Annotated in this window: 22 protein-coding genes; 17 read left to right on the top strand and 5 right to left on the bottom strand. The window is 34.8% G+C overall.

The genetic code is table 11. The features are described 5' to 3' along the window. Positions 1–39 precede the first annotated feature (39 nt). From gltX to gdhA, 4 genes are all read left to right on the top strand, one after another. Entirely contained in the window at positions 40–1,428 is a 1,389-nt protein-coding gene (gltX, locus tag DMB92_RS02960) for a glutamate--tRNA ligase (RefSeq protein ID WP_142681568.1), read from the top strand. Between the two features lie 3 nt (positions 1,429–1,431). Continuing rightward, positions 1,432–2,697, top strand: a complete 1,266-nt coding sequence (locus DMB92_RS02955; protein ID WP_142681567.1) for a malic enzyme-like NAD(P)-binding protein — start codon at positions 1,432–1,434, stop codon at positions 2,695–2,697. Then, positions 2,694–3,365 carry an MqnA/MqnD/SBP family protein gene (locus DMB92_RS02950; RefSeq protein ID WP_142681566.1) on the top strand — a complete coding sequence of 224 codons (672 nt, stop codon included), beginning with the start codon at positions 2,694–2,696 and terminating at the stop codon, positions 3,363–3,365. Before DMB92_RS02955 ends, DMB92_RS02950 begins: the two co-directional genes overlap by 4 nt. Before the next feature lie 117 nt (positions 3,366–3,482). Then, on the top strand, positions 3,483–4,844 hold the full coding sequence (gdhA, locus tag DMB92_RS02945) for an NADP-specific glutamate dehydrogenase (protein ID WP_142681565.1): 1,362 nt from the start codon (positions 3,483–3,485) through the stop codon (positions 4,842–4,844). A 69-nt stretch (positions 4,845–4,913) separates the two neighbouring features. On the opposite strand, the gene DMB92_RS02940 is transcribed toward gdhA, so the two are convergent. Both DMB92_RS02940 and DMB92_RS02935 read right to left on the bottom strand, forming a co-directional pair. After that, complete coding sequence (locus tag DMB92_RS02940) at positions 4,914–5,780, bottom strand: phospholipase A (RefSeq protein WP_142681564.1); 867 nt, start codon at positions 5,778–5,780, stop codon at positions 4,914–4,916. Next, positions 5,750–6,352 (bottom strand): molybdenum cofactor guanylyltransferase, encoded by a 603-nt coding sequence (locus DMB92_RS02935; RefSeq protein ID WP_260604729.1) that lies wholly within the window; start codon positions 6,350–6,352, stop codon positions 5,750–5,752. Before DMB92_RS02935 ends, DMB92_RS02940 begins: the two co-directional genes overlap by 31 nt. Positions 6,353–6,456: 104 nt before the next feature. Here DMB92_RS02935 and DMB92_RS02930 point away from each other — a divergent pair, with 104 nt between their 5' ends. The 13 genes from DMB92_RS02930 (at position 6,457) to DMB92_RS02870 (ending at position 22,196) form a co-directional block, all read left to right on the top strand. Further along, on the top strand, positions 6,457–7,761 hold the full coding sequence (locus DMB92_RS02930) for an NFACT RNA binding domain-containing protein (RefSeq protein WP_142681563.1): 1,305 nt from the start codon (positions 6,457–6,459) through the stop codon (positions 7,759–7,761). Between the two features lies 1 nt (position 7,762). Then, positions 7,763–8,137, top strand: coding sequence for a hypothetical protein (locus tag DMB92_RS02925; RefSeq protein ID WP_142681562.1), 375 nt, complete (start codon positions 7,763–7,765; stop codon positions 8,135–8,137). A 12-nt stretch (positions 8,138–8,149) separates the two neighbouring features. Continuing rightward, positions 8,150–8,875 (top strand): phosphatidate cytidylyltransferase, encoded by a 726-nt coding sequence (locus DMB92_RS02920; protein ID WP_142681561.1) that lies wholly within the window; start codon positions 8,150–8,152, stop codon positions 8,873–8,875. Then, a complete protein-coding gene (gene dxr, locus DMB92_RS02915; protein WP_142681560.1) occupies positions 8,872–9,948 on the top strand; it encodes a 1-deoxy-D-xylulose-5-phosphate reductoisomerase in 1,077 nt (358 codons plus the stop codon). The genes DMB92_RS02920 and dxr overlap by 4 nt, the downstream gene beginning before the upstream one ends. A gap of 2 nt (positions 9,949–9,950) precedes the next feature. Continuing rightward, the gene (locus DMB92_RS02910; protein WP_142681559.1) at positions 9,951–11,339 is read left to right on the top strand and encodes a M99 family carboxypeptidase catalytic domain-containing protein; all 1,389 of its coding nucleotides are present in this window, start codon (positions 9,951–9,953) and stop codon (positions 11,337–11,339) included. Continuing rightward, positions 11,336–12,343: a tRNA (adenosine(37)-N6)-threonylcarbamoyltransferase complex transferase subunit TsaD gene (gene tsaD / locus DMB92_RS02905; protein WP_142681558.1), complete on the top strand. Its 1,008-nt coding sequence runs from the start codon at positions 11,336–11,338 to the stop codon at positions 12,341–12,343. Before DMB92_RS02910 ends, tsaD begins: the two co-directional genes overlap by 4 nt. An 8-nt stretch (positions 12,344–12,351) precedes the next feature. After that, positions 12,352–12,921, top strand: a complete 570-nt coding sequence (locus DMB92_RS02900) for a type II secretion system protein (protein WP_142681557.1) — start codon at positions 12,352–12,354, stop codon at positions 12,919–12,921. A 105-nt stretch (positions 12,922–13,026) separates the two neighbouring features. Next, positions 13,027–13,644, top strand: coding sequence for a TetR/AcrR family transcriptional regulator (locus DMB92_RS02895; RefSeq protein ID WP_142681556.1), 618 nt, complete (start codon positions 13,027–13,029; stop codon positions 13,642–13,644). 93 nt (positions 13,645–13,737) lie between these two features. Beyond that, entirely contained in the window at positions 13,738–14,835 is a 1,098-nt protein-coding gene (locus DMB92_RS02890; protein ID WP_142681555.1) for an efflux RND transporter periplasmic adaptor subunit, read from the top strand. After that, positions 14,835–17,975: an efflux RND transporter permease subunit gene (locus DMB92_RS02885; RefSeq protein WP_142681554.1), complete on the top strand. Its 3,141-nt coding sequence runs from the start codon at positions 14,835–14,837 to the stop codon at positions 17,973–17,975. The genes DMB92_RS02890 and DMB92_RS02885 overlap by 1 nt, the downstream gene beginning before the upstream one ends. Further along, on the top strand, positions 17,968–19,404 hold the full coding sequence (locus DMB92_RS02880; protein WP_142681553.1) for an efflux transporter outer membrane subunit: 1,437 nt from the start codon (positions 17,968–17,970) through the stop codon (positions 19,402–19,404). Before DMB92_RS02885 ends, DMB92_RS02880 begins: the two co-directional genes overlap by 8 nt. A gap of 106 nt (positions 19,405–19,510) precedes the next feature. Beyond that, positions 19,511–20,275: a 3'(2'),5'-bisphosphate nucleotidase CysQ gene (locus DMB92_RS02875; protein ID WP_142681552.1), complete on the top strand. Its 765-nt coding sequence runs from the start codon at positions 19,511–19,513 to the stop codon at positions 20,273–20,275. 508 nt (positions 20,276–20,783) lie between these two features. After that, on the top strand, positions 20,784–22,196 hold the full coding sequence (locus tag DMB92_RS02870) for a major outer membrane protein (protein ID WP_142681551.1): 1,413 nt from the start codon (positions 20,784–20,786) through the stop codon (positions 22,194–22,196). Positions 22,197–22,346: 150 nt separating this feature from the next. Here the strand turns inward: DMB92_RS02870 and oppF are convergent, their stop codons facing one another. The 3 genes from oppF to oppC are packed head-to-tail and all read right to left on the bottom strand — an operon-like array spanning position 22,347 to position 25,281. After that, positions 22,347–23,330 carry a murein tripeptide/oligopeptide ABC transporter ATP binding protein OppF gene (gene oppF / locus DMB92_RS02865; protein ID WP_142681550.1) on the bottom strand — a complete coding sequence of 328 codons (984 nt, stop codon included), beginning with the start codon at positions 23,328–23,330 and terminating at the stop codon, positions 22,347–22,349. Beyond that, entirely contained in the window at positions 23,330–24,301 is a 972-nt protein-coding gene (locus DMB92_RS02860; protein WP_260604728.1) for an oligopeptide/dipeptide ABC transporter ATP-binding protein, read from the bottom strand. Before DMB92_RS02860 ends, oppF begins: the two co-directional genes overlap by 1 nt. Further along, entirely contained in the window at positions 24,301–25,281 is a 981-nt protein-coding gene (gene oppC / locus DMB92_RS02855) for an oligopeptide ABC transporter permease OppC (protein WP_142681548.1), read from the bottom strand. The genes DMB92_RS02860 and oppC overlap by 1 nt, the downstream gene beginning before the upstream one ends. Between the last annotated feature and the right edge of the window lie 7 nt (positions 25,282–25,288).

Genomic DNA, 25,288 nt, shown 5'->3' with positions numbered 1-25,288 from the left:
ATCGCATTATATCAATTTAAATTTACGAAAGGGCAAAAAATGCAAAAAAAGATCATTACCCGCTTTGCACCCTCTCCTACGGGATATTTACACATAGGAGGGCTTAGAACGGCTTTATATAATTATTTATATGCAAGAAAAAATGGTGGGCAGTTTTTGCTTCGCATTGAGGATACGGATTTAAAACGCAACAGCGAGGAAGCTACGCAGGCTATTTTACAAGCTTTTAAATGGTGCGATCTTGACTATGATGGAAGCGTCGAGTATCAATCACGCCGTTTTGAAATTTATAAAAAATACATTCAAAAGCTTTTAGATGAGGGCAAGGCGTATTATTGCTACATGAGCAAGGACGAGCTTGATGCTTTAAGAAGCGAGCAAGAAGCAAGGAAGCAAAGACCAAAATATGATGGGCGTTACAGGGATTTTAAAGGCACGCCTCCAGCTGGCATAGAGCCTGTTGTTCGTATAAAAGCTCCTCAAAATGGAGAAATCACCTTTCAAGATGGGGTCAAAGGCGAGGTTAAATTTAAGGTTGAGGATATACTTGATGATTTTATCATAGCAAGAAGTGATGGAAGCCCTACTTATAATTTTACCGTCGTGGTTGATGACGCTCTTATGGGCGTTAGCGATGTGATAAGAGGCGATGATCATCTTTCAAATACCCCTAAGCAAATCGTGCTTTATGAAGCTCTTGGCTTTGAAGTACCGAAATTTTTTCACCTTGCTATGATACACGGCGAAGATGGCAAAAAGCTTTCTAAAAGGCACGGCGCAACCGATGTTATGGAGTATAAGGCTATGGGGATCTTGCCTGAAGCACTTTTAAATTTCTTAGTTAGGCTTGGCTGGAGTCATGGCGATGATGAAATTTTTAGCCTTGAAGAGCTTAAAAAGATCTTTGATCCTCATCATATCAGCAAATCAGCCTCAGCTTACAGCTTTAAAAAGCTTGAATGGCTCAATGCTCACTACATAAAAACCTTAGCTTTTGAAAGGTTAAATTTAGAGTTAAAAGGACTTGGTTTTGATTTATCGGCTGTAAGTAGGGGCGAGTTTTTGCTTGATTTGTTAAGAGAGCGTGCCAAAAACTTACTTGAAATCATCGCTTCAGCAAAAAGTATCATTAACGAGCCTAACTCTTATGATGAAAATGCCGTGCAAAAATTCATTAACGAAAAAAGCTTAAAATTGCTTGCTTTTTTTGAAACTGAGCTAAATCAGCAAAGAAAAGCTAAGGAATTTGAGGATTTTACAAATGAATTCCTACAAAAGCATGAAGTGAAGTTAAAAGACTTAGCCCAGCCTTTAAGGATAGCTTTAACAGGAAGTGCGGTAAGTCCTAGTATTTTTGAAGTACTTGAGTTTTTAGGCGTAGGCGAGTGCAAGAAAAGGATACAAAAAATTTTAAAGATTAAAGGATAAAAAATGAGTTTAAAAGAAGATGCTTTAAGCTATCATGTAGGTGGTAAAATCGAAACCATACCTACAAAGGTTATGAATACAGCTTATGATTTAAGTCTTGCTTATTCTCCGGGCGTTGCAGAACCATGCCTTGAGATAGCAAAAGATGAAGAGCTTGCTTATACTTATACAAATAAAGCAAATTTAGTCGCCATAGTAAGCGATGGTTCAGCGGTTTTAGGACTTGGAAATATCGGCGCTCAAGCTAGTAAGCCTGTTATGGAGGGCAAAGCTTGCTTGTTTAAAAAATTTGCTAATGTCAATGCCTATGATATAGAGATCAACGCTCATAGTATAGAAGAAATTGTGGCATTTTGCAAAGCGCTTGCTCCAAGCATAGGTGGGATAAATCTTGAAGATATCGCTGCTCCAAAATGTTTTGACATAGAAGCTGCCTTGCAAGATCTTGGTATTCCTGTAATGCATGATGATCAACACGGCACAGCTATCATCTCAACAGCAGGTCTTATGAATGCTATGGAGCTTAGTGGTAAAAAATTTAAAGATATTAAGGTCGTAGTCAGTGGTGCTGGTGCAGCGGGCATTGCAAGTGCTAGAATGTATAGAAATTTAGGTGTTGAAAATATCATTTTGATCGATAGTAAAGGTGTTATCACTAAGCAAAGAAACGATCTTACTCCGCAAAAACTTGAATTTGCCGTGGATTCAAATGAAAAAACCTTAAAAGATGCCTTGCGTGGTGCTGATGTGTTTTTAGGACTTTCTGCACCAAATATCATCGATAAAGAAATGCTACTTTCTATGGCAAAAGATCCTGTTATCTTTGCCTTAGCAAATCCTATCCCAGAGGTTATGCCTGAGCTTGTAGCAGAGGTTAGAAAAGATGCTATCATGGGAACTGGACGCAGTGATTATCCAAATCAAATCAACAATGTACTAGGTTTTCCTTTTATTTTCCGTGGCGCTTTAGATGTGCGTGCAAGTAAAATTACTGAAAATATGAAAGTAGCTGCAGCAAAAGCCTTAGCAGATCTTGCAAAACTTCCTGTAAGTGAGGCGGTTAAAAAAGCTTATAATCTTAAATCTCTAGAATTTGGCAAAGAATACATCATTCCAAAGCCTTTTGATAGAAGAGTAAAGGGTGTTGTAAGCACGGCAGTTGCAGCTGCTGCTGTTAAAGATGGTGTTGCAAAGGTTAAAAATTTTGACGAGAAAACCTATCTTGCAAGCTTAAATGAGACAAGATTTCATAAGGGAAAACATAATTGATTTTTGGCAAAATTGATTATATAAATTTACTTCCTTTACATATCTATCTTAAAAAATATCCCCTGCCAAGTGGTATAAAAATGGCTATGGAACACAAAAAAGGTGTTCCTAGCAAACTTAATCACGAGCTTTTTTATAGAAGAATTGACGCAGCTATTATCTCAAGCATTGAAAGCGTGAGAAAAAAATATACAAATTTAAATATAGGAATTTGTTCAAACAAAAGAGTTTTAAGCGTTTTGGTGCAAAAAAATCGCCCTAATGAAGCAGATAAAAGTTCAGCAAGCTCAAACGCGCTAGCTAAGGTTTTAGGGCAAAAAGGCAAGGTGATCATAGGCGATGCGGCTTTAAAACTTTTTTTAAAAAATCCAAAAGCTTATAATGATCTTTGTGCTTTATGGTATGAAAAAACCGGGCTTCCTTTTGTTTTTGCCCGCTTTTCTTGTACTCAAAAAAAAGCTCTTTTTGCTAAAATTTTAAAAAATTTCCCTCAAAAAAATATCAAAATTCCTCAATATATCTTAAAAGACTATGCCCAAAAAAGAGGCATTGCACCGCAAGATATCCGCTTTTATCTAGATGAAGTGATTTATTATCGTATCGCAAATAAAGAGCAAAAGGCACTTAAAAAATTTACTAGAGCAGTAAAATTTAATATCAATGTATAAATTTTATATTTAAGTTTAAATTTATATATTTTTTAAAATGATTTAATTTTTTTTATTGTAAAATATTTTTACAAAAAGCTTAAAAACTTTTTAAATTTTATAATAAAAGGAGAAGTCATGAGTGCAAGCAGTTATATCAATGCTATATTAGAAAGCATTAAAATTAGAGCAAACGAACCTGTTTTTCTGCAAGCAGCCACCGAAGTTCTAAAATCCTTAGAGCCTATTTTGAGTGCTGAGAAAAAATATCAAGAACATGCTATTTTAGAACAGCTCATCATTCCTGAAAAGATCCATACCTTTCGTGTGATTTATTGTGATGATAAGGGTAAGGCTAATGTAAATTTAGGATATCGTGTGCAGTTTTCTTCAGCACTTGGCCCTTATAAAGGCGGACTTAGATTTCACCCGAGTGTAAATTTAGATTTACTTAAATTTTTAGGCTTTGAACAAATTTTTAAAAATTCTCTCACAGGGCTTATGATGGGCGGTGCAAAAGGGGGAAGTGATTTTGATCCTAAGGGCAAAAGCGAAGCTGAGATCATGCGTTTTTGTCAAGCCTTTATGCTCAACTTAAGCAAGGTTATCGGTGCTACAACAGATGTTCCTGCTGGAGATATCGGCGTTGGTGGTAGAGAAATAGGCTATATGTTTGGCATGTATAAAAAACTCACGGGATTTTATGACGGAACGCTTACAGGTAAGGGTTTAAACTGGGGCGGAAGCTTGGCAAGAACTGAGGCTACCGGCTATGGCTGTGTTTATTTCACTGATGAAATGCTCAAAAAAGCAAAACAAGGTCTTGAGGGCAAGGTTTGTGCTGTTTCTGGAAGCGGAAATGTGGCTATTTACACCATAGAAAAACTTTATCAAATGGGTGCAAAACCCGTAACTATAAGCGATAGCAATGGCTTTGTTTATGATAAAAACGGCATTGATTTAGAGCTTTTAAAAGAGATAAAAGAGGTAAAAAGAGGTCGTGTAAGCGATTATGCTAAGGCTAGAAAAGATGCGGTTTATACTGAAGCAAAAGCTTATAAAAAAGGCACAAATGGCGTTTGGAGCGTGCCTTGTGATGGAGCTTTTCCAAGTGCGACACAAAATGAACTGAATTTAGAAGACATCAAAACCCTTTATAGTAATGGTTGTCGCTTTGTTTCTGAGGGGGCTAATATGCCTAGCACGCTTGAGGCTATTGATTTTATGCTTTCTAAAAAGGATTTTCATTTTGGACCTGCAAAAGCAGCAAATGCTGGAGGTGTGGCAACTTCACAGCTTGAAATGCAACAAAACTCGTCCATGTCTCAATGGAGCTTTGAAGAGGTGGATAAAAAGCTTCATAAAATCATGAAAAATATTTTCAACAACTCTTATGAAACTGCAAAAGAGTTTAAACACGCCGGAAATTTAGTCGTTGGCTCAAATATCGCAGGCTTTAAAAAGGTCGCTGATGCGATGATTGATCATGGTTATATTTGATATTTTTGCAAGGATTGCTTTGCTTTCCTTGTATTTTTTATTTATAAAAAATTTCTAAATTTGATAAATTTAATAGGCAATTAAAAAACCAGCAGAGATTCTGTTGCTAAATTTATTATAATCAATCAAACTTTCCCCATATCCTACAAAATACTGAAGATGCCAAAAGATCCCATTACCCAAGATATCAGAGCCTATGTTTAGTTCCCAAGCGGTGCGGTTTTTGCCTATGAAGTTGAGATTATTTCTAAATACAGAGCTTGCAAGGAAATTTTTACCAAGATAAGCAAGGGTAAAATCAAAATTTCCCATATAGTTAGTGATGTTAGGATTATCATCTTGGGATTTTTTTTCTGGGATTCTATACCAAATTCTTGGAGCAACCACAAGCCTATCAAGCATAAATACACTACTTGCATATACCCTGTTCCAAGATCTGGACTTAAAGCTGGTATTATCTTTTCCATTTGAGCTATGCAAAAAGCCAAATTTGATACTTTTTAAGTATTCAAATTTATCAAATTCAAGAGGTATATCCATAAAAAACTCAGGCTTGAAATTGATTTCTCTAAAAGGAGAAGAATACCTATAAAGTTGCCACCAAGCCGTTTGGGTATAAGCAAAATAATAAGTTTCATTGAGATTAAAAAGATTTTCAAACAAAGCCTTTTTAATGCTGATTTGAAATTTAACCTCTGATTGATCGTATGAGTTCATTTTTTCAAAATTATGTGAAAGTGGCAAAAAATAGTTCATATTATAAATGCTTATCCCAAAAAGATTAAGTCCTGAAGTTTCGCCCTTATAGCTCATGATAAGGTATTTTTTAAAATCTTTTTCTTCTTTTGCAAGAGGCGTTGTATCTAAATTTTTCGCAAAAAGAGTCGAGATAAAAAAGCAAGTGATCAAAATGGCTTTGAATGCTGATTTTTCCAATCCTCATAATCCTTATAATAATTTAAATTTGCAAAACAAAGCTCATTTTCAAATGCAACGCTTTTGTGTTTTGTTTCTTTGAGTAAGGCTTGTATTTTATATTCTTTTTTCTTTACAAAGTCTAAACATAAATTTGCTAAAGAGCTATGGTAAAATCCACACAAAAAATGCTCATGTTTTGGCGTTTTAGCATAGACAATTTTTTCATCATCAAGAGCATTTTGAAGTTGTAAGATCTCTTTTAAACCAACATTTGGCATATCTACACAAAGAATGAAAACAAAGATATTGTGAAATTGTTTGAGTATAGAAAAAAGTGCTAGCATAGGATTAAACTCTGTCTTATCCTCGCATTCATCAAAAATAAGATTTTTAAATTCATTTTGAAATTTATCTTCTTTGACACTAAGATATACTTTTTCAAAAATTTCAGCCTTTTGTTGATACTGAAAATGGATTAAATCTGTTTCTTGAAATTTTAAAAAACACTTATCAAAACCCATTCTACTTGACTTTCCTCCACATAAAATCACACAAGGAAGATCAAGTTTTTTAAAACATTTATCTTTCAATAACTATCCTTAAAATAAAAACTTCTTATCGTTTTAAAGCTTAAAATTTCTTAATTTTTACCCCAAATCAAAGAAAATTAAGTGCAAAATGTTATAATACTTTCATGAAATATATGGAACTTTTGCAAATCGCTGATTTTTTAAAGAATTATAACAAATTTGAAAGCATTAAAAGAATAGAAGATAACATTTTTCAACTTTCTTTTCAAAAAGATAAAATCATTTTTGACTTAAATCGCAACCAAAGTGCCATTTATACAGCTGATTTAACAGCCAAAACTTATAACGCTCCTTTTGATTTTATGCTCAAAAAATACTTCTCAAATGCAAAAATTACAAAGCTTGAAGTGTTGAAAAATAACAGAATTTTAGTTTTTCATACCCTTTGTTCTAAGGCTTATAAAACTTATCAAAATAAGATATATTTTGAATTTACAGGAAAAAACACGAATGCTATCATCACCGATGAAAATGATTATATCATCGAAGCTCTAAGACATATAGATAAAAGCTCAAGACCTGTTAAAATAGGCTTAAAACTCCAAATGCTAGAGCCTTTTAAAATGGACGATAAAGAAAACAAAATCATTGATTTTCAAAAATACTTCCAAGATACTTTTTTACAAATCAATCACAAAAAGCTTCAAACACTCAAACAAAACAAAAGTTTGCAAATTTCTAAAAAAATTGCCAAATTAAAAGAACTTATCTTAAGCCTTGAAAATGAAGAAGAACTCCTTTTAGCTTCTAAAAATTTAGCCTCAAGAGCCGATGTTTTATTTGCCAATCTTTACCAAATAAAAGAATATGAGAGAGAATTTGAGCTTTTAGACTTTGAGGGTCAAAAGCTTGAGTTTAAGCTTGAAAAAAATGCAAAACAAAGTGCTAATGAGTATTATAAAAATGCAAAAAAACTGAAGCAAAAGGCTTTAAATTTACACTTGCAAAAAAATAATCTCCAAGAAAAAATAAATTTTTACACCCAGCTTTTAGATATGATCATGAAAACAAGTTCCAGCTTTGAACTTGAGGTTTTGTGTCCTAAAAGAGAAAAAAAAGACAAAAAAGAAGAAAATAGTGCAGGCATTGCAAATTTTTATTTTGATCATTTTAAAATTTGTATAGGAAAGAATGAAGCAGCAAATGAATATTTGCTTAAAAATACTAAAAAAGATGATATTTGGCTACATGTCAAAGATAAGCCAAGCTCTCATGCTTTCATTATCTCAAATAAAACAAAGCCAAATGATGAGGTTTTAGAATTTGCCGCTAAGCTTTGTATGAATTTTTCTAATTTAAACAAGGGTTCGTATTTGGTTGACTATACAAGTAGAAAATTTGTTAAAATAAAACAAAAGGCTTTTGTAAATTACACAAACTACAAAACGCTAAAACTTTCAAAGGATTAAAATGCCCGTTACGCCTTTAGGAAATCTTAATTTTATCAACCAAAATGTCGCTTTACCCTCAACTCAAGCAAGCAATGAGCTTGCCAAAGAAGGATTTGCAAGCCTTACAAATATGTCTGAGTTTCAAAGTAAAGAAAAAACAGCCGAGAAACTCGAAAAAGTCAATGCTACTGATGAGGTACAAGATGAAATAAAAGAAAAAGCCGAAGAGGAAAAGAAAAAAAGGCATAGAAAAGATGAAGATGAAAACAATGAAGAAGAAAATGATGAGCAAGAAGAGCTTGCTCTAAGCCAAGAAGATGAAGAAATGCAAGATGAAGATGAAGGACTTTACAAAAAATCACACAAATTTAAAAAACTTGATATAAGCATATGAAGGAAAAATAAGATGTTTAGTAAAACGCGTATTATTTCAGGGCTGATTATGGCAGTAGCGGTGCTACTCATACTTTTGATTGATGATAAGAGTTTAAGTTTCGTCGTCTTTGGTATCATCATTTATTTTGCTATTGATGAGGCTAAAAAATTCTTTAAAGATAGTGCAAATATTTGGCTTGTATTCATCTTTTATATACTTGGTACTTATTTTGAAAAACCTTTGTTTTTTGCGACACTGTTGTGCTTACTTGTGATTGGGCATTTAGTTTATATTAAGAGTAGGAATTTAAAACCTGCCTTAGCCTATCTTTATCCTATCGTCCCTATCTTTGCTTTGTGGCAGGTATATTTAGAACATGGTGCTTTTGCCTTGTTTTGGCTCATTTTTATCGTTGCGATGTGTGATACTTGTGCGTATTTTATAGGAAAATTATTTGGAAGCACGCCCTTTTCTCCAACTAGTCCAAATAAAACAAGAGAAGGGGTTGTTGGAGGTATTAGTTGTGCGACGATTTTTGGTTGTTTGATAGGGCTTTTTGTTTATGATTTCTTTTTAAGTCTTATTATTTCTTTTTTAGTCGCTGTTTTTGCTGTGATTGGCGATTTATTAGAAAGTTATTTTAAAAGACATGCTAAGATTAAAGATAGTGGAAATTTAATACCCGGTCATGGAGGAATCTTAGATAGAATTGACGCTGTGATCATAGCAGCCTTTGTAATGGTTGCTCTTTTATGATAGTTTTTGGAAGCACAGGAAGCATAGGCGTAAATGTCCTTGAGCTTGCAAAGCAACATAAAATAGCTATCACTGCCCTTGCATGCGGAAAAAATATCAAACTTTTAAACAAGCAAATTGCTCAATTTAAACCTGAGTTTGTTTGTGTGCAAGATAGGGCAGATAAAACTCTTGTTGATTACCCAAAAAGTAAGGTTTTTGTCGCTCAAGAAGGTTTAGAAAAAATTTTAAAACTCAGTAAAGATAATTTCGTGATCAATGCCATAGTTGGTTTTGCTGGGTTAAGAACAAGTCTTGCTTGTAAAAAACTTGGCAAAACCCTAGCTCTTGCCAACAAAGAAAGCCTAGTGGTTGCTGGTAAATTTCTAAAGGGCATGAAGATTATCCCCATTGATAGCGAACATGCAGCTTTAAATTTCTTACTTCAAAATCAACGCCATGTCAAAAAACTTTATATCACAGCAAGCGGAGGTGCAGTTTTTAAGCTTAAGACAGAAAATTTAAAGGATCTTGATATAAAAACCGCTCTTAAGCATCCAAACTGGTCTATGGGTGCTAAGATCACTATAGATAGTGCTACAATGGCAAATAAGCTTTTTGAGATCATAGAAGCTTATCATTTGTATGATTTTAGTGAAATTGACGCTTTCATAGAAAGGCATTCTTTAGTTCATGCACTTTGTGAATTTGAAGATGGTGGAATGAGTGCGTATTTTTCCAAGGCTGATATGAAATTAGCCATTTCTCAGGCAATTTTAAAGAAAAATAATGAAAAAATCATAGAAAATTTAGATCCGCTCAAGCTTCCAAGTATAAAATTTCATAAAATTTCTTCTAAAAAATATCCTATTTTTTCTTTAAAAGAAGTCTTACTCAAACACCCTGATCTGGGGGTAATCATCAATGGGGCAAATGAAATTTTAGTTCATGATTTTTTACAAGGCAAATGCAAATTTTTAGATATTTCAAAAGGAGTTTTTAAAAGTATAGAACACTTTGGCATTCCTAAAATAAAAGATATTGAGGATATTTTTGAATACAATATCAAAGTTAAAGAATTTTTAAAAGGTTAAAAATGAAAAAAATTTTTTTATTTTTTTTAAGCTTTTGTTATGCTTTTTCTTTAGAATTTACCATAAGTCATAAGGGCAAAAGTTTAGATGATAATAACACCGTTTTGATCTTTGGTGGCATACAAGGAGATGAACCGGGTGGCTTTCATGCAGCAAGCTTGCTCATTAGTGATTACAATATCACTAAAGGAAAAATCATCGTCGCACCAAATATAGCCTTTGATAGTATCATCAAAAGAAGCCGTGGCATAAAGGGGGATTTGAACCGAAAATTTGCAGCCATTGATAGAAATGATCCAGATTATGAAACAGTGCAACGCATTAAAAATTTGATCTTACTTCCTGAAGTGGGCATGGTGATAAATTTACATGATGGCTGGGGCTTTTATCGTCCAACTTTCATCAATGCCGAGCAAAATCCAAAAAGATGGGGAAACTCAAGCGTCATTGATACAAGCGAGATTAATGCAAGTAAGTATAATGATCTTGAAAATATCGCCCAAAGCACGGTCGAGCAAGTGAATTCATTTTTACTTCACCCTAAGCATCAATATCATCTCAAAAACACAAAAACCGAAGAGCTTGATGATACTGAAATGCTCAAAGCACTGACTTATTTCGTGATCTCAAACAACAAAGCTGCCTTTGCGAATGAAGCAAGTAAAAATTTACCTGTAAATGAAAGAACTTACTATCATTTAGTGGCGATAGAAAATTATTTGAAAACAGCAGGTATAGAGTTTCAAAGAAATTTTGAGCTTACTCCTGCAGGTGTCAATAAGGCTATAAATCAAAGACTTTATGTAAAATTTTTTGGCAATAAAATTATACTTGCTCTAAACAAACCAAGAAGCACGGTAAATTATCTACCCTTTCCTTTAAGAAGGGCTTTTGATTATGAAACAAGTAATGAAATCACAGCCGTTGTAGCAGAGCAAAATTCCTTTTTTATCCAATATGGCAACCGCTTTCAAACAAGAATTTTCCCAGAATACCTCGAATTTAGTGACGCTTTTACTGAGTTTAGAATGCTTGTTGATGGAGAAGAAAAAGTTGTGCCTTTTGCAAGCATAGTCAACATAAAAAATAACTTCTTAATCCCTAAAATTCAAGGTGTTCGCGTCAATGTTATAGGACTTGATTTAAGCCGTGATGAAAGTGGTATCTTAGTAGAAAAAAATAAAATGCAAGCAAGATATTCGCTTGATACAGCAGGTAAAATTTTTAGAGTAGAATTTTATGAGCTAAGACATGCAAACATCTCTCAAGAACTTCCTGCTATACCTTTTAACAAAATCATCAAAGATCCTCCCATAATCAACACTGAAGTGTATAAACAGGCCCAAAATAAAGATAAATTTTTAGGTTCTATTCTTGTGGAATTTGAATGAAAAATTATATCCTAGCCATTGAAAGTTCTTGTGATGATAGCTCTATTGCTATCATTGATAAAGATAGCTTTAAATGCATCTTTCATCAAAAAATTTCCCAAGAAAAAGAACATAGCCTTTATGGTGGTGTTGTGCCAGAACTTGCTGCTAGGCTTCATACTAAGGCTTTAACAAATATCCTAAAAGAATGTCAAGTCTTTTTTGATAAGCTTTGTGCTATAGCCGTTACAAACGAACCCGGTCTTAGTGTGAGTTTGATAGGAGGTATTAGCATGGCTAAGATTTTGGCTCTAAGTCTTCATTTGCCCCTTATTGCTGTAAATCATCTCAAGGGTCATATTTATTCTTTATTTTTAGAAAATAAACTTAAATTTGATATGGGGATCTTGCTTGTTAGTGGCGGACACACGATGAATCTTAAGATCGATGAAAAAGGCTTTATACACATACTTTCAAAAACGCTTGATGATAGTTTTGGAGAAAGTTTTGATAAGGTTGCAAAGATGATGAATTTAGGCTATCCAGGAGGTGCTATCATAGAAAGCTTAGCTCAAAAGGCGAGCAAAAAAGATATTCATTTTAGCGTTCCTTTACTTCATTCTAAGGGGCTTGATTATAGTTTTTCAGGGCTTAAAAACGCTGTTCGTTTAGAGCTTTTAAAATATGAACAAATTGATGAAAACCTAAAAAGTGAAATCGCCTTTGGCTTTGAAGAATGTGCCATATCTCATATCCTTAACAAACTTGAAAAAATTTTTGCTGAGCATAAATTTAAAAGCTTTGGTGTGGTTGGTGGTGCAAGTGCTAATCTTAAGTTGCGTCAAAAACTAATGCTTCTTTGTGAAAAATACAACTGCGAGCTTTTGCTTGCTCCTTTAAAGTATTGTAGTGATAATGCTTTGATGATAGCAAGAGCAGCTTGTGATTCTTATGAAAAAAAAGAATTTGTGCGGATTGAAGATGATATTTTAAGTCCAAAAAGCAAGCATTTTGATAGGATTTAGGAGCGAAGATGAAAAAGGCATTTACGGTTTTGGAGCTGATTTTTGTGATTGTGATTTTAGGTATTTTAGCAGCCATTGCCTTGCCCAAATTTAGCTCAAGCAAAGATGATAGCGAGATAAGCAAATCTTTAATCAATCTAAAAACAGCGATCAGTGATCTTACTCAATATGCCTTAAAAAATGATAGCCTCACGCTCATTTCTTCCATGAGCAATGTAAGCTCACTTGAAAATATAGATCTTAGCAACATTAGTGCTAATGCTGTGGCTAAATTTAAGGTAGGAAACGATGATGAGTGCTTGAAATTTATCTTTATCAACAAGGGTTCTATCCTACTTTTTGGCATAGCAAGCAATGACAATACAAAAGCCTTGATAGAAAATATCGCTGATTTAAAAGATAAATTAAGTCAAAATCCAAACGATAATGCTCTAAAAACAAGCCTTTTAAATGCAAATAATGCCTTAAGTACTGCAAATTTTACAAGCACTTCAAGCAATAAAGCCTGCGTAAGTTTAAGCAATTCTCAAAGTTTTAAGGATTTAGCAAGCAAAACTTATACGCTTTTAGGAAACTGAGATATTTTATTAGTATTTTGAAGATAAAAAATTACTTTTTAACTCATATTTTAATAAAATTAAAGTAAAATAAACAAAAGCTGATTTTATAAATTTAGGATAACAATGCAAAAGCTTACAGACAAGAATTTAAAACGCGATGAAAAGATTAAAGCTGTTGCTTTAGAGCTATTTTTGCAAAGAGGCTACGAAGCAACTCATTTAAAAGATATCATCAAAATTTCTGGTGGCTCTTTTTCAAATATATATAAAAGCTTTGAAAGCAAAGAGGCTTTGTTTGTAGAACTTATACAAGATCATTGCACAAGTCATTTTAAAGATATCGAAAATCTTATACAAGATGCTAAAAATAAAAGCTTGGAAGAATTTTTAAGCTCCTTTGGAAGAGCTTACATGGAAATTTTCTTTCACCCTGATAGTATTGGCTTAGTTAAGGTTGTTTTTTCCCAAATCAGCAACGAAAAACTTGGTTTGGTCAAATGGTTTGAAAGTAATCAAAATAAACTTTCAGACAGCCTAGTGAAAGATTTTCTAAGCAAACAAAAGGAAGAAAATATATCTCAAAATGCAAGCAGGCTTGCAAATCTTTTTTGTATTATGCTTAGAGAGCCGTATTTTAAGCGTTGTGTTTGTTTGGGAGAATTCCCAAACAAAAAAGAGCAGATCGAACATGTTGATTTTATAGTGCAAATCTTTCTTAAAGGTTTGCTAAGTTTTCATTAACTAAAAATCATTATAATCTCGCTTACCTATTTTTTGTAACTTTTGTTACAAAAAAGTAATGAAATGATAATAAATTTAAAAAGGGTTACAAACATGAAACAAATTTTATACTTTTTGCTAGCAAGCTTAGCATTCTTGTTGAGTGCATGCTCAAAAGGAGATGCTCCCAAGCAAGCCTTGCCTCCTGCTGGTGTTCATACTCTTGTTGCTAAGGGAGAAAATTTAAGCTTAGAATACACATATCCTGCGACTTTGACAAGTGATTATGATGTTGTTTTAAAAGCTAAGGTGAGTGGCTCGATCAAGGAGCAGTATTTCAAGCCCGGAGCTAGTGTTAAAAAAGGCGACAAACTTTTTCTTATCGATCCTGACAAATACAAAGCTGCTGCTAATGTCGCTTATGGAAGCTTTCTTGTTGCAAGTGCTAATCACACCAATATGAAAAAAGATCACAGCAGAAATGAAATTTTGTTTTCTAAAAAGGCTATCTCTCAAAAAGAATACGATACGAGCCTAGCTAATTATAACTCTGCTGCTGCAAATTTAGAAAGTACAAAAGCTCAGTATGAAAATGCTAAAATCGATCTTGATTATACCAATGTAGAAGCACCATTTGATGGTGTTGTGGGCGATGCTTTGGTTAATATCGGCGAATATGTAAGCGCAAGTGCAACTGAGCTTGTAAGAATCACAAATTTAAACGAAATTTACGCAGATTTTTATATCAGCGATAAAGATAAATTAAGGCTTGATAGCAACCTAGCAAGCAAAAATTGGGAAATTGCAAATATTGATGCGGTTTTAAATATCAATGGACAAAAGATAAAGGGTAAAATTTCATTTGTGGACTCTGTTGTTAATGAAAGTGCTAAAGTAAAGGCTAAGGCTGTGTTTGATAATGCTGATAATAAACTTATACCGGGTACTTTTGCTACGATCAACATGAGTGGTTTCGTGCAAAAAAATGGTTATAAGGTCCCTCAAGTTGCAGTTTTACAAGATCAAAAACAAAGCTCTTATGTCTATACGATAAAAGATAATAAAGTGAGCAAAACTCCTGTAAGCATTGCCTATCAAAATAACGAATTTGTTGTTATTGATAGTGGGCTTAAAAATGGCGATAAGATCATTGTGGATAACTTCAAAAAAATTCGTTTAGGTAGTGAAGTTCAAGATCTAGGGAGTAGATAATGTTTTCTAAATTTTTTATAGAAAGACCCGTATTTGCTTCCGTTGTTGCTATTATCATCTCTTTAGCCGGGATTATCGCTTTAAAATCCCTACCTGTAGAGCAATACCCTTCTTTGACCCCTCCAACCGTGAGTGTAAGTGCTACTTATACCGGTGCTGATGCTGAAACCATTGCTCAAACCGTAGCAACACCTATTGAAGATGCTATTAATGGGGTTGAAGATATGATTTATATTGACACCACTTCATCAGCAGGTTCGATGAGAATGACAGTTTATTTTGACATAGGAACCGATCCTGATCAAGCAACAATTAATGTCAATAACAGAATTTCAGCTGCCACAGCAAAGCTTCCTGAAGATGTAAAAAGGCTTGGGGTAACCGTAAGAAAAGCCTCTTCAACAATACTTGCAGCCATTACCCTAAATTCTGATGGTAGTATGGATTCGACTGAAATTTATAATTATATCGTTTTAAATATCTTAGATGATTTAAAAAGGGTTCCAGGAGTTGGCGATGCGACGGCTATTGGAAATAAAAATTACTCTATGAGAATTTGGACAGATCCAAATTTATTAAACAAATTTAATGTTACGGCAAGTGAGGTAATCTCTGCCATAAGCGAACAAAATACCCAATATGCCACCGGTAAGATAGGCGAAGAACCTGTTGCTCAAAAATCCCCTTATGTGTATTCTATCACAATGAAAGGGCGTTTAAATACTATAGAAGAATTTGAAAATATCATCTTAAGAGCAAATAGCGATGGTTCGTTTTTACGCATAAAAGATGTAGCAAAAGTAGAAATTGGCTCGCAACAATATGTCTCTCAAGGACGCTTAAACGGAAATGATGCTGTTCCTATCATGATCAATTTACAATCAGGTGCAAATGCTATCGAAGTAGCAGGACTTGTTAAAGCAAAAATGGAAGAACTTTCTAAAAACTTCCCCGCAGGGCTTGAGTATAATATCCCTTATGATACAACTGAATTCGTTGTAGCTTCCATAGAAGAAGTGATCAAAACCTTTGTGGAAGCTTTTGTTTTGGTTATTATCGTTATGTATTTTTTCTTAAAAAATTTCCGATCGACTATTATCCCTATGATAGCCATTCCTGTTTCTTTACTTGGAACCTTTGCAGGACTTTATGTTTTAGGCTTTAGTGTAAATTTGCTGACCTTGTTTGCTCTTATTTTGGCTATTGGTATTGTTGTTGATGATGCGATCATCGTGGTTGAAAATATAGACAGAATCATACATGAGGATAAAAATATCAGCGTAAAAGACGCAGCCATTATATCTATGGGCGAGATCACTTCTCCTGTTATTTCTATCGTACTTGTGCTTTGTGCTGTATTTATCCCTGTTTCTTTTATGGGAGGCTTTACAGGACAAATTCAAAAACAATTTGCCCTTACTCTAGCTATTTCGGTGGCTATTTCAGGCTTTGTGGCTCTGAGCTTAACGCCTTCTTTATGTGCCTTATTTTTAAAGCGAAATATGGGAAAACCTTTTAAAATCGTTGAAAAATTTAATGATTTTTTTGATTGGAGTACAAAAGTTTTTACTTCTATTGTCGCCTTTGTTTTACAAAGACCGATTCGTTTTGTTCTTGTTTTTGTTGGTATGCTTGGTTTAACAGGATATTTATATCTTATCGTTCCAAAAGCCTTAGTTCCTTCTGAGGATCAAGGAACAGTTATTGCGATTACAAATTTGCCAGCAGCTTCAGCACTTCATAGGACTGTTGGGTATATTGATGAACTTTCAAAGGATTTTAATCAAGATCCCTTGGTAAAATACAGCATGTCTATGATAGGCTTTGACCTTTTTACAAGCTCTTTAAAAGAAAATGCTGGAGTATCCTTTGTGAGTATGAAGGATTGGGGAGATAGAAATATGACCGCCCAAGCACTAGCCTTACAATACAATATCAAAAACGCAGCCAATACAGACGGACAAACTTTCTTCGTCAATCCACCGCCAATCCAAGGCTTAAGTCTTACAGGTGGCTTTGATATGTATGTTCAAAATAGAAGTGGTAAGACTTATGCTCAAATTCAAGAAGATGTCAATGCCCTTTTAGTAGCAGCTAGAAACAGACCTGATTTAGCAAATGTAAGAACAACACTTGATACTAGCTTTCCTCAGTTTAAACTTGAAATCAATAGAGACAAGTTAAAGGCTTATGGCTTAAACATGCAAGATATTTTTACGACCATAGCCTCAACCATAGGCACTTATTATGTTAACGACTTTACTATGTTTGGAAAGAGCTTTCAGGTCAATGTGCGTTCTTTGGGGGATTTTAGAAATACTCAAGAAGCTTTGAAAAATATCTTTGTTCGCTCAAGTAATGGCACTATGGTGCCTCTTGATGCTGTACTTACTCTAACAAGAAGCACAGGTGCTGATGATGTGAAGCGTTTTAACCTCTTCCCAGCAGCTTTGGTTCAAGGAGATCCAGCTCCTGGCTTTACCTCAGGACAAGCCATACAGGCAATTAGTGATGTTGTGGCTGAGACCTTGGGCGATGATTATACCATAGCTTGGAGTGGCTCAGCTTATCAAGAAGTTTCAAGCTCAAGTGCAGGACAAACCTCCATGATCTTAGGGCTTGTTTTTGTATTTTTAATCCTAGCAGCACAATATGAAAGATGGCTCATGCCTCTAGCTGTTGTTACAGCTGTGCCTTTTGCGGTATTTGGATCTTTGCTTTTTGTATATCTTAGAAATTTTATCAATCCAAGTGTGAGCAATGATATATATTTTCAAACAGGACTATTGCTTCTTATAGGACTTTCGGCTAAAAATGCGATTTTGATCGTTGAGTTTGCTATGGAAGAGCATTTGCAAAGAGGAAAGAGTATTTTTCAAGCTTCCATTGAAGCAGCAAAATTAAGATTTCGCCCTATTTGCATGACTTCTTTGGCATTTTGCTTGGGGATTTTGCCTTTGGTTATTGCTACTGGTGCTGGAAGTGCGAGCAGACACTCACTTGGAACAGGACTTATAGGTGGTATGATAGCAGCTTCAACCCTAGCCCTCATCTTTGTGCCTTTATTTTTCTATCTACTTGAAAGCTTTAATGAATGGCTAGATAGAAAAAGAGGTGTGAAAGGAGTGAAAAATGCGTAAATTTCACTTGTTTTTATTTGTGTGTATCCTAAGTTTTAGTGCTTGCACCTTAAAACCGAGTTTAAAACTCAAAGAAGCAAGTTATACAGCTAAAGAACAAGCCTTTCTTGTTGATAAACAATGGTGGAGAGCCTTTAACGACGAAGATTTAAATGCTCTCATGCAAGAAGCTTTAAAAAACAATACCGATCTTAAAATAGCTTTTGTGCGTTTTGAAATGGCGGCTGAAAATTTAGGGATTGATCGTAGTGCTTTATTTCCAAAAGCCGATGGTTCAGCTTCTGGCACAAGAGCTAGGACACCTAAAAATCTTAGTGGTGCAAGAGAGGGTTCTATAAGCAACCAATACTCACTAGGTTTGAATTTAAGTTATGAGCTTGATTTATGGGGTAAGCTAAGAGATCAATGGGGTGCTGCTTCAAAGGCTTATGAGGCTTCAGCACTTGACTTTGAAGTGGCAAGATTAAGCCTTAGTGCAAATGTTGCTAAGCTTTATTTTAACGCCATAAATTTAGCCAGACAGGTTGAAATTTTAGAAAAAAGTGTTCAAAGCTATGAAGAAACTTACCTACTTAAATCAGAACAATACAATGTCGGCACGATCAGCGAATACGAACTTTATAACTTTAAAGCCCAGCTTGACTCTGCAAAAGCCCAGCTTGTAAGTGCAAAACTCAACAAAGACGCCAATGAAAAGGCTTTGACCATACTTGTTTCAAGCGATTTTGATAAAATTTTATATTCAAGCTTTGATAAAAAAGAAATCCAAAAATTTAATATCGATCTGCCTGAGGGTATAAGTAGTGGAATTTTACTTCAAAGACCTGATGTTGCAGCTGCTTTAAAAAGACTTGAGCAAAGCAACTATCTTGTAGGTGTTGCAAGGGCAGCTTTTTTACCAAGCATTTCTTTAACAGGGCTTTTAGGCTATCAAAGTAGGGATTTAGATACCTTAGTTAAAGCTGGTAGTGGGGCTTGGAGTGCTGGGGCTAGTTTTGCGATGCCAATTTTTCATTGGGGCGAAATCAAATCAAATGTAAATTTAGCCAAACTTGCCAAAGATGAAGCCTTTTTAAATTATGAAAATACTCTAAAAACAGCATTTTCTGAGATAAGAACCGCTCTTATCAACAGGCAAGGAGCATATGAAAATGAGGTTAATTATGCAAATTTATTGAGTGCCCAAGAAAAGATTTACTCCTTAGCTCAAATTCGCTATGAAAGCGGGAGCATAAGCTTAAACGATCTTTTAGATGCTCAAAGAAATTATCTTAATGCGCAGATTAATTTTGTGAATTCAAACTACGAAGTTCTAAGCTCCTTAGTTGAGGTATTTAAAAACTTTGGTGGGGGATTTAACACCAAGGAGGACTTAGAAGATAACACCCAAGAAAATGCCAAAAATCTTGATATGAGTTTTAGGGAGTAGATCCCTTAAGCTCATAGGCTTAATTTACCTTTTTTCTTACTTAAATATAAACTTAAAATTACTTCTTGAAAATAAATTTATGTTACAATTTCTCAAAGGAAAATATATGAATTTAGATGACTTACTTGAACTTGCCCTTAGTGCAAGCCATGAGGCTTCTAAGGCAATTTTAAAAGAAAAACAAAACCCACAAATTTGGCAAAAAAATGACCGAAGTCCCCTAACTTCAGCCGACCTTGCCTCCAACGAAGCCCTATGCAAAATCCTTAAAAAAAGCAATATCCCCATTTGCTCTGAAGAACAAATTCTTCCCTTTGAACAAAGAAAAAATTTGCCTTATTTTTGGCTCATTGATCCTTTAGATGGAACAAAGGGCTTTATCAAGGGCAGTGATGAATACTGCATTTTAATTGCTCTTATTCAAGGACAAAGACCTATTTTAGCACTCATAGAACAGCCTGAAAAAGAAAATCTTTTCTATGCTCACCAGCAGAGCAAACTTTTCAAAAATCACGCTGAATTTATACCTGATGAATCCTTTTTTTTACAAAACAAAAAAAAGCTTTTACTTAGCGTTCATCACCCTAATCCTCAAAGCAAAGAATTTATGGATAAAAATGATTTAGAAGCAATTAAAATTTCTTCAGCTTTAAAATTTAATGCTCTTTGTAATGGCGAGGCTGGGGTTTATAGACGCATAGAAAGCCTGCATTCTTGGGATATAGCTGCTGGAGATTTTTTAGTTAATCATGGTGGTGGTCTTATGTGTGATTTAAGCTTAAAACCCATACTTTATAACCAAGAAAGCTTCTTGTGTCCTTCTTTTATCGCTGTTTCTAGGAAAGAATTTCTAACAAATTTAGTAGGCTGATTTTATATTTGTTGATGATATGCCTTTTTAGCCAACAATTTTTACAATGCCTACAAATACTTACACAATCATAGCTAAACATAAAATACTCACTGAAATTAAAATATAAATTTTAAAATAATCGTTTTTTTGTCTAAAACTTAAGTATTTTTTAACTTAAATTTTGAGACAATTAGACTTTAAAAACAATTCTTCTTTACTACCGAGCCTCTCTTATAGAGAGGCTATATTTTAAGCTTTGTTTTAAAATTTTTTTAAGTGTCTTTGCTTTTGTATTTAAAAGTGTTGTGTTATTTATTTTTTAACAGCCCTTTTTCAATTTTTATATGTGTAATTTTGTAATACATTGCCTTAATTTCATTCGATTTTGTATATATTTCTAGTTTTTCTAGCTGATTTTTATTATTTATTGTGAATTTTAGTAACAAAAATATATAACAAAAGATAAATAAAGAATAAAAAAAAAAAAATTATGTTATACTGAAAATATCTTATTTTAGGAGGAATTATGAAAAAAACAATAAAGCTCAGTTTAGTGGCAGCACTTGCCTGTGTAGGACTAAGCACAGCTCACGCAGCAACAGCGCTTGAAGAAGCCATCAAAGATGTGAAAATAGATGGTAACTTAAGATACCGCTTTTCTTCTGGTGAATGGAAAGATGGAGATAACTACAAATCTATAGACGGACATTCAAACATTACAGGAAAACAAGTACACAATGTAAGGGTTAGACTAGGAGCCTTAGTTCAGCTTGGTTATGGCTTAAATTTTTACGGACAACTTCAGCATCTTTCTTCAGATAGAAGCTTTCCTCAAAATTCAGGATATAATGGAAATAACGGACAAACCAACACAAGCACCCCATTTAACCTACGCCAAGCCTACTTAGGTTATAACTATGAAGATCTTGAACTTAAATTAGGACGACAAGGACTCACAACAATATGGGACGATGGAATGGTTGCTATGGGAGCTTTGGCTTCTTACTCTGGTTTAGAAGGCACAAAGCTTTCTGTCTTTGGACTTGATAATTTCGAAAATGACGGCGATAGAGTGTTTGGAAACAACGGAAAAGGTGGGATTGGAAGCATACTAGGTGCTACTCCTGCTAATGGTCGTGTAGGCAATACAAGGCTAAAAACAGATGCGATCGGAAATACAGAAGCAAGTGATTTTCTTTTTAGACAAAATTTCTTAGGTGCTTCTATGGTGGGTTCTTATGATCTTGGTTTTGCTTCACTCAAACCTCAAATTTGGCTAGGCTATCTTGACAATAGAGCCTTGTTCTATGTCCTTGATGTGCGTTATAAAATGCCTATCATTGAAGGTTTAGACTGGGGCTTTCAATTTGACTACCTTGGAAATTCTATCGACAGCTTCACAAAGGATAGATTTGCTTCTTGGGATGCAAATGGACAAAAAATCAAAGACAATCTCGACAATGGTAACTTGATTAACTTCTCAGGAACCATAGAAGCTTACGGCTTTGACGCAAAACTTGGTTTTGTTACCTATGGTAAGGAAAAAGTCTTTACGATCAATACCTTAGAAGAAGATGGCAAACTTGGTATGCCGGGTCGTCAAATCAAATATCTTCAAGGCTCAAACTACACCAATAGCTTTGGTAAAAATACCTTTGCCTACACAAACATAGGCTATACCTTTAATGACTTTAGAGCCGGGATACAAGTTGTTATAGGAGGCACAAAAACAGGTCTTGGCAACCAAGATGCAGCAAAGATCGGTGGAGGTCAGAAAAATGAATATGTTGTTGATCTTACCTATAAGCTTGGTAAAAAACTTGACTTTTTGCTTTGGTATTCTATGCTTGATTATAATGCTAAAGATGGCACTGCAAGCAAGCCAGATACAAAGGGTAAGAAAAATACAGCTCGTTTCCAAGCCCTCTATAAATTTTAACACACAACCATCTTCTTTTGAAGATGGTTATTCTTAAAAAACCTTTCTTATCTAATTAAACTCAAAAAACTTTTTTAAAACTATGAACTGCAGATATAAATTCTTTTTAAATAGCATGTGGTATAAAAGCAAGTCTTACTTGCTTTTATCTCAAGCTTCTACCTTAAAACAAGCGTAAAAATGCTCGTTTTTTTCCCTTAACTCAGGCTTATTTTTAGCGCAGTTTTCATCAGCTAAAGGACAGCGAGTTCTAAACACGCAGCCACTTGGAGGATTGATAGGAGAGGGTAAATCCCCTTCTAAAAGCTGTATTTGCTTGGTTTTTTCTATCTTTGGATCAGGTATAGGCACAGCAGACATCAAAGCCTTAGTGTAAGGATGCTTGGTTTCATTGTAAATTTGCTCATAATTAGCAAGTTCGACCAAATTTCCAAGATACATCACCAAAACCCTATCAGAAATATGCTTAATGATAGAAAGATCATGAGCGATAAAGATGAGTGAAAGCTGGTTTTGAAGCTGCAAACTTTTTAGCAAATTTACAACCTGAGCTTGAATAGACACATCTAAAGCAGAAACAGGCTCATCGCAAACTATGAGCTTAGGCTCTAAGATCAAAGCCCTTGCTATGCCTATCCTTTGGCACTGACCCCCTGAAAACTCGTGTGGATAGCGATTGATTAAATTTGGCAACAAACCAACCTTTTGCATAATGGATCGAACCTTTTTGCGAACCTCGCTAGCACTTAGCTTTGGAAAATGCGTTTTTAAAGGCTCTGCTATGATATCTCCTATACTCATTCTAGGATTTAAGGAAGCAAGAGGGTCTTGAAAGATCATTTGAATGTCCTTTCTGGTGCTTTTCCACTGCTTTTTATCTTGCTTTTCTATGTGCTTTCCAAGCCAAAGTATAGAGCCTTCAATATCTTTATTAAGCCCTAAAAGAGCCTTAGCAAGACTTGATTTACCACAGCCTGACTCACCCACTATACCTAAGGTTTCGCCCTTATAAAGCTTAAAGCTTATCTTGCTGACGGCTTTCATTTTGATTTTTTTATTGCCAAAAAAGCCTTGATTGCTTTTAATCTTATAAAAAACGCTAAGATCATTTACCTCTAAAAGTACCTCTTTCATCAAAAACTCCTTAAAACAGCTTCAACAGGGGCAAAACAAGCCCTTTTTTTATGAGGAGCAAGCTCTTCTAAAGGGGGTTTGTTCATACAAATTTGCTTAGCAAAGGCACATCTTGGAGCAAAGGCACAACCCTTTGGTAAATTTAATAAATCAGGAGGATTTCCGGGTATTAAATTTAGCTCATCTTGTTGTATATCAAGGCGAGGTATGGTTTTCATAAGCCCTAGGGTGTAAGGGTGGCTTGGGTGGTAAAAGACCTCGTCTGCCTTGGTGTATTCCATAAGCCTTCCTGCATACATCACCAAAACTTCATCACAAGCACCAGCAACCACACCCAAATCATGAGTGATAAGTATGATAGCCATGCCAAGTTCTTTTTGAAGCTCTTTTAATAAAGCCATGATTTGAGCTTGAACAGTTACATCTAAAGCTGTAGTTGGCTCATCAGCGATTAAAAGCTTGGGCTTGCATAAAAGTGCCATAGCTATCATAATCCTTTGCCTCATACCTCCGCTAAGCTCGTGTGGGTATTGATTCATACGCTTTTTAGACTCAGGGATCTTAACCGCATCAAGCATAGCTACGCACTCTTTAAAGGCTTCTTTATAACTTAAGCCCTTATGCACGGTTAAAACCTCGCAAAGCTGATCGCCAAGCTTTACATAAGGATTAAGTGCTGTCATTGAGTCTTGAAAGACTATGGACATCTTTTCAGAACGCAAATGATTCATATCCTTAGGCTTTAAATTTAAGATTTCCTTGCCCTCAAATAAAACAGAGCCTTTGACTATGCTATTTTTAGCTAAAAGTCCCAAAAGAGCGAAAACGGATTGAGATTTGCCTGAGCCTGATTCGCCTACTATGCCAAGGGTTTGTCCCTCTTTTAAATCAAAGCTTAGATCATTAACCGCTCTTACTATACCATCAGGAGTTTTAAAGCTTACTTCTAAATTTCTTACTTCTAATAACATCATCTATCCTTAGGATCTAGTGCATCTCTTAGCCCATCACCTATGAAATTAAAGCAAAATAAGGTGATAACCAAAAAAGTAGCTGGAAAGGCTACAAGCCAAGGGGTTTGCTCCATAGAACTTACCCCATCATTCATCAAAGAACCCCAAGAGCTTAGTGGCTCTTGCACCCCAAGTCCTAAGAAGCTTAAAAAGGATTCAAAAAGTATCATGCTAGGAACTAATAAAGAAGCATAAACGACCACCACTCCAAGTAAATTTGGCACTATATGCTTAAAGATAATCCCACTTGTGCTAACCCCACAAACCAAGGCAGCTTGGACGAATTCTTTATTTTTAAGGCTTAGGGTTTGCCCTCTTACTATCCTTGCCATATCAAGCCAGCTTACAGCCCCAATGGCCACAAAGATCAAAAAAAGACTTTGACCAAAAAAAGTAACGAGCAAGATCACAAAAAACATAAAAGGAAGAGCAGAAAAGATCTCTAAGATCCTCATCATCACAATATCAATCTTGCCTCCCAAAAAGCCTGAACTTGCCCCATAAATGACCCCAATGATTATAGCCATTAAAGCACCTGCTATACCTACAAGCAAAGAAATTTTACCCCCAATAGCAACACGAACAAATAAATCCCTGCCAAGATTATCCGTGCCAAAATAATGCCCGCTAGCAAAGCTTGGACTTGAATCCATTAAAGAAAAATCTGTATCATCGTAGTTAAAGCCACTTAAATAAGAGCCAAAAAAAGAAAAGAAAAGCACTATAAGTATAAGTATAACTGAGGCTATGGCCGCTTTATTACGCACAAAACGCCTCATCGCATTTTGCCAAAGGCTTCTTCCCTTAAGTGTTTTTTGCTCATTTTCCAAAGCATAGCTAGCTTGGCTTTCCCAAGTGCTTCTTAGCTCTTCTAAATTTATATTTAAGCTTTGTTCCAAATTTAAGGCAACTTGCTTATTTTTGTTAAAAACTATCATCACAAAG

The organism is Campylobacter sp. MIT 99-7217, from assembly GCF_006864365.1.
In the GTDB taxonomy this organism is placed as follows: Bacteria; Campylobacterota; Campylobacteria; order Campylobacterales; family Campylobacteraceae; genus Campylobacter_D.
The sequence above is the reverse complement of the archived record's forward strand: the minus strand, read 5'-3'. Positions and strand labels throughout refer to the sequence as shown.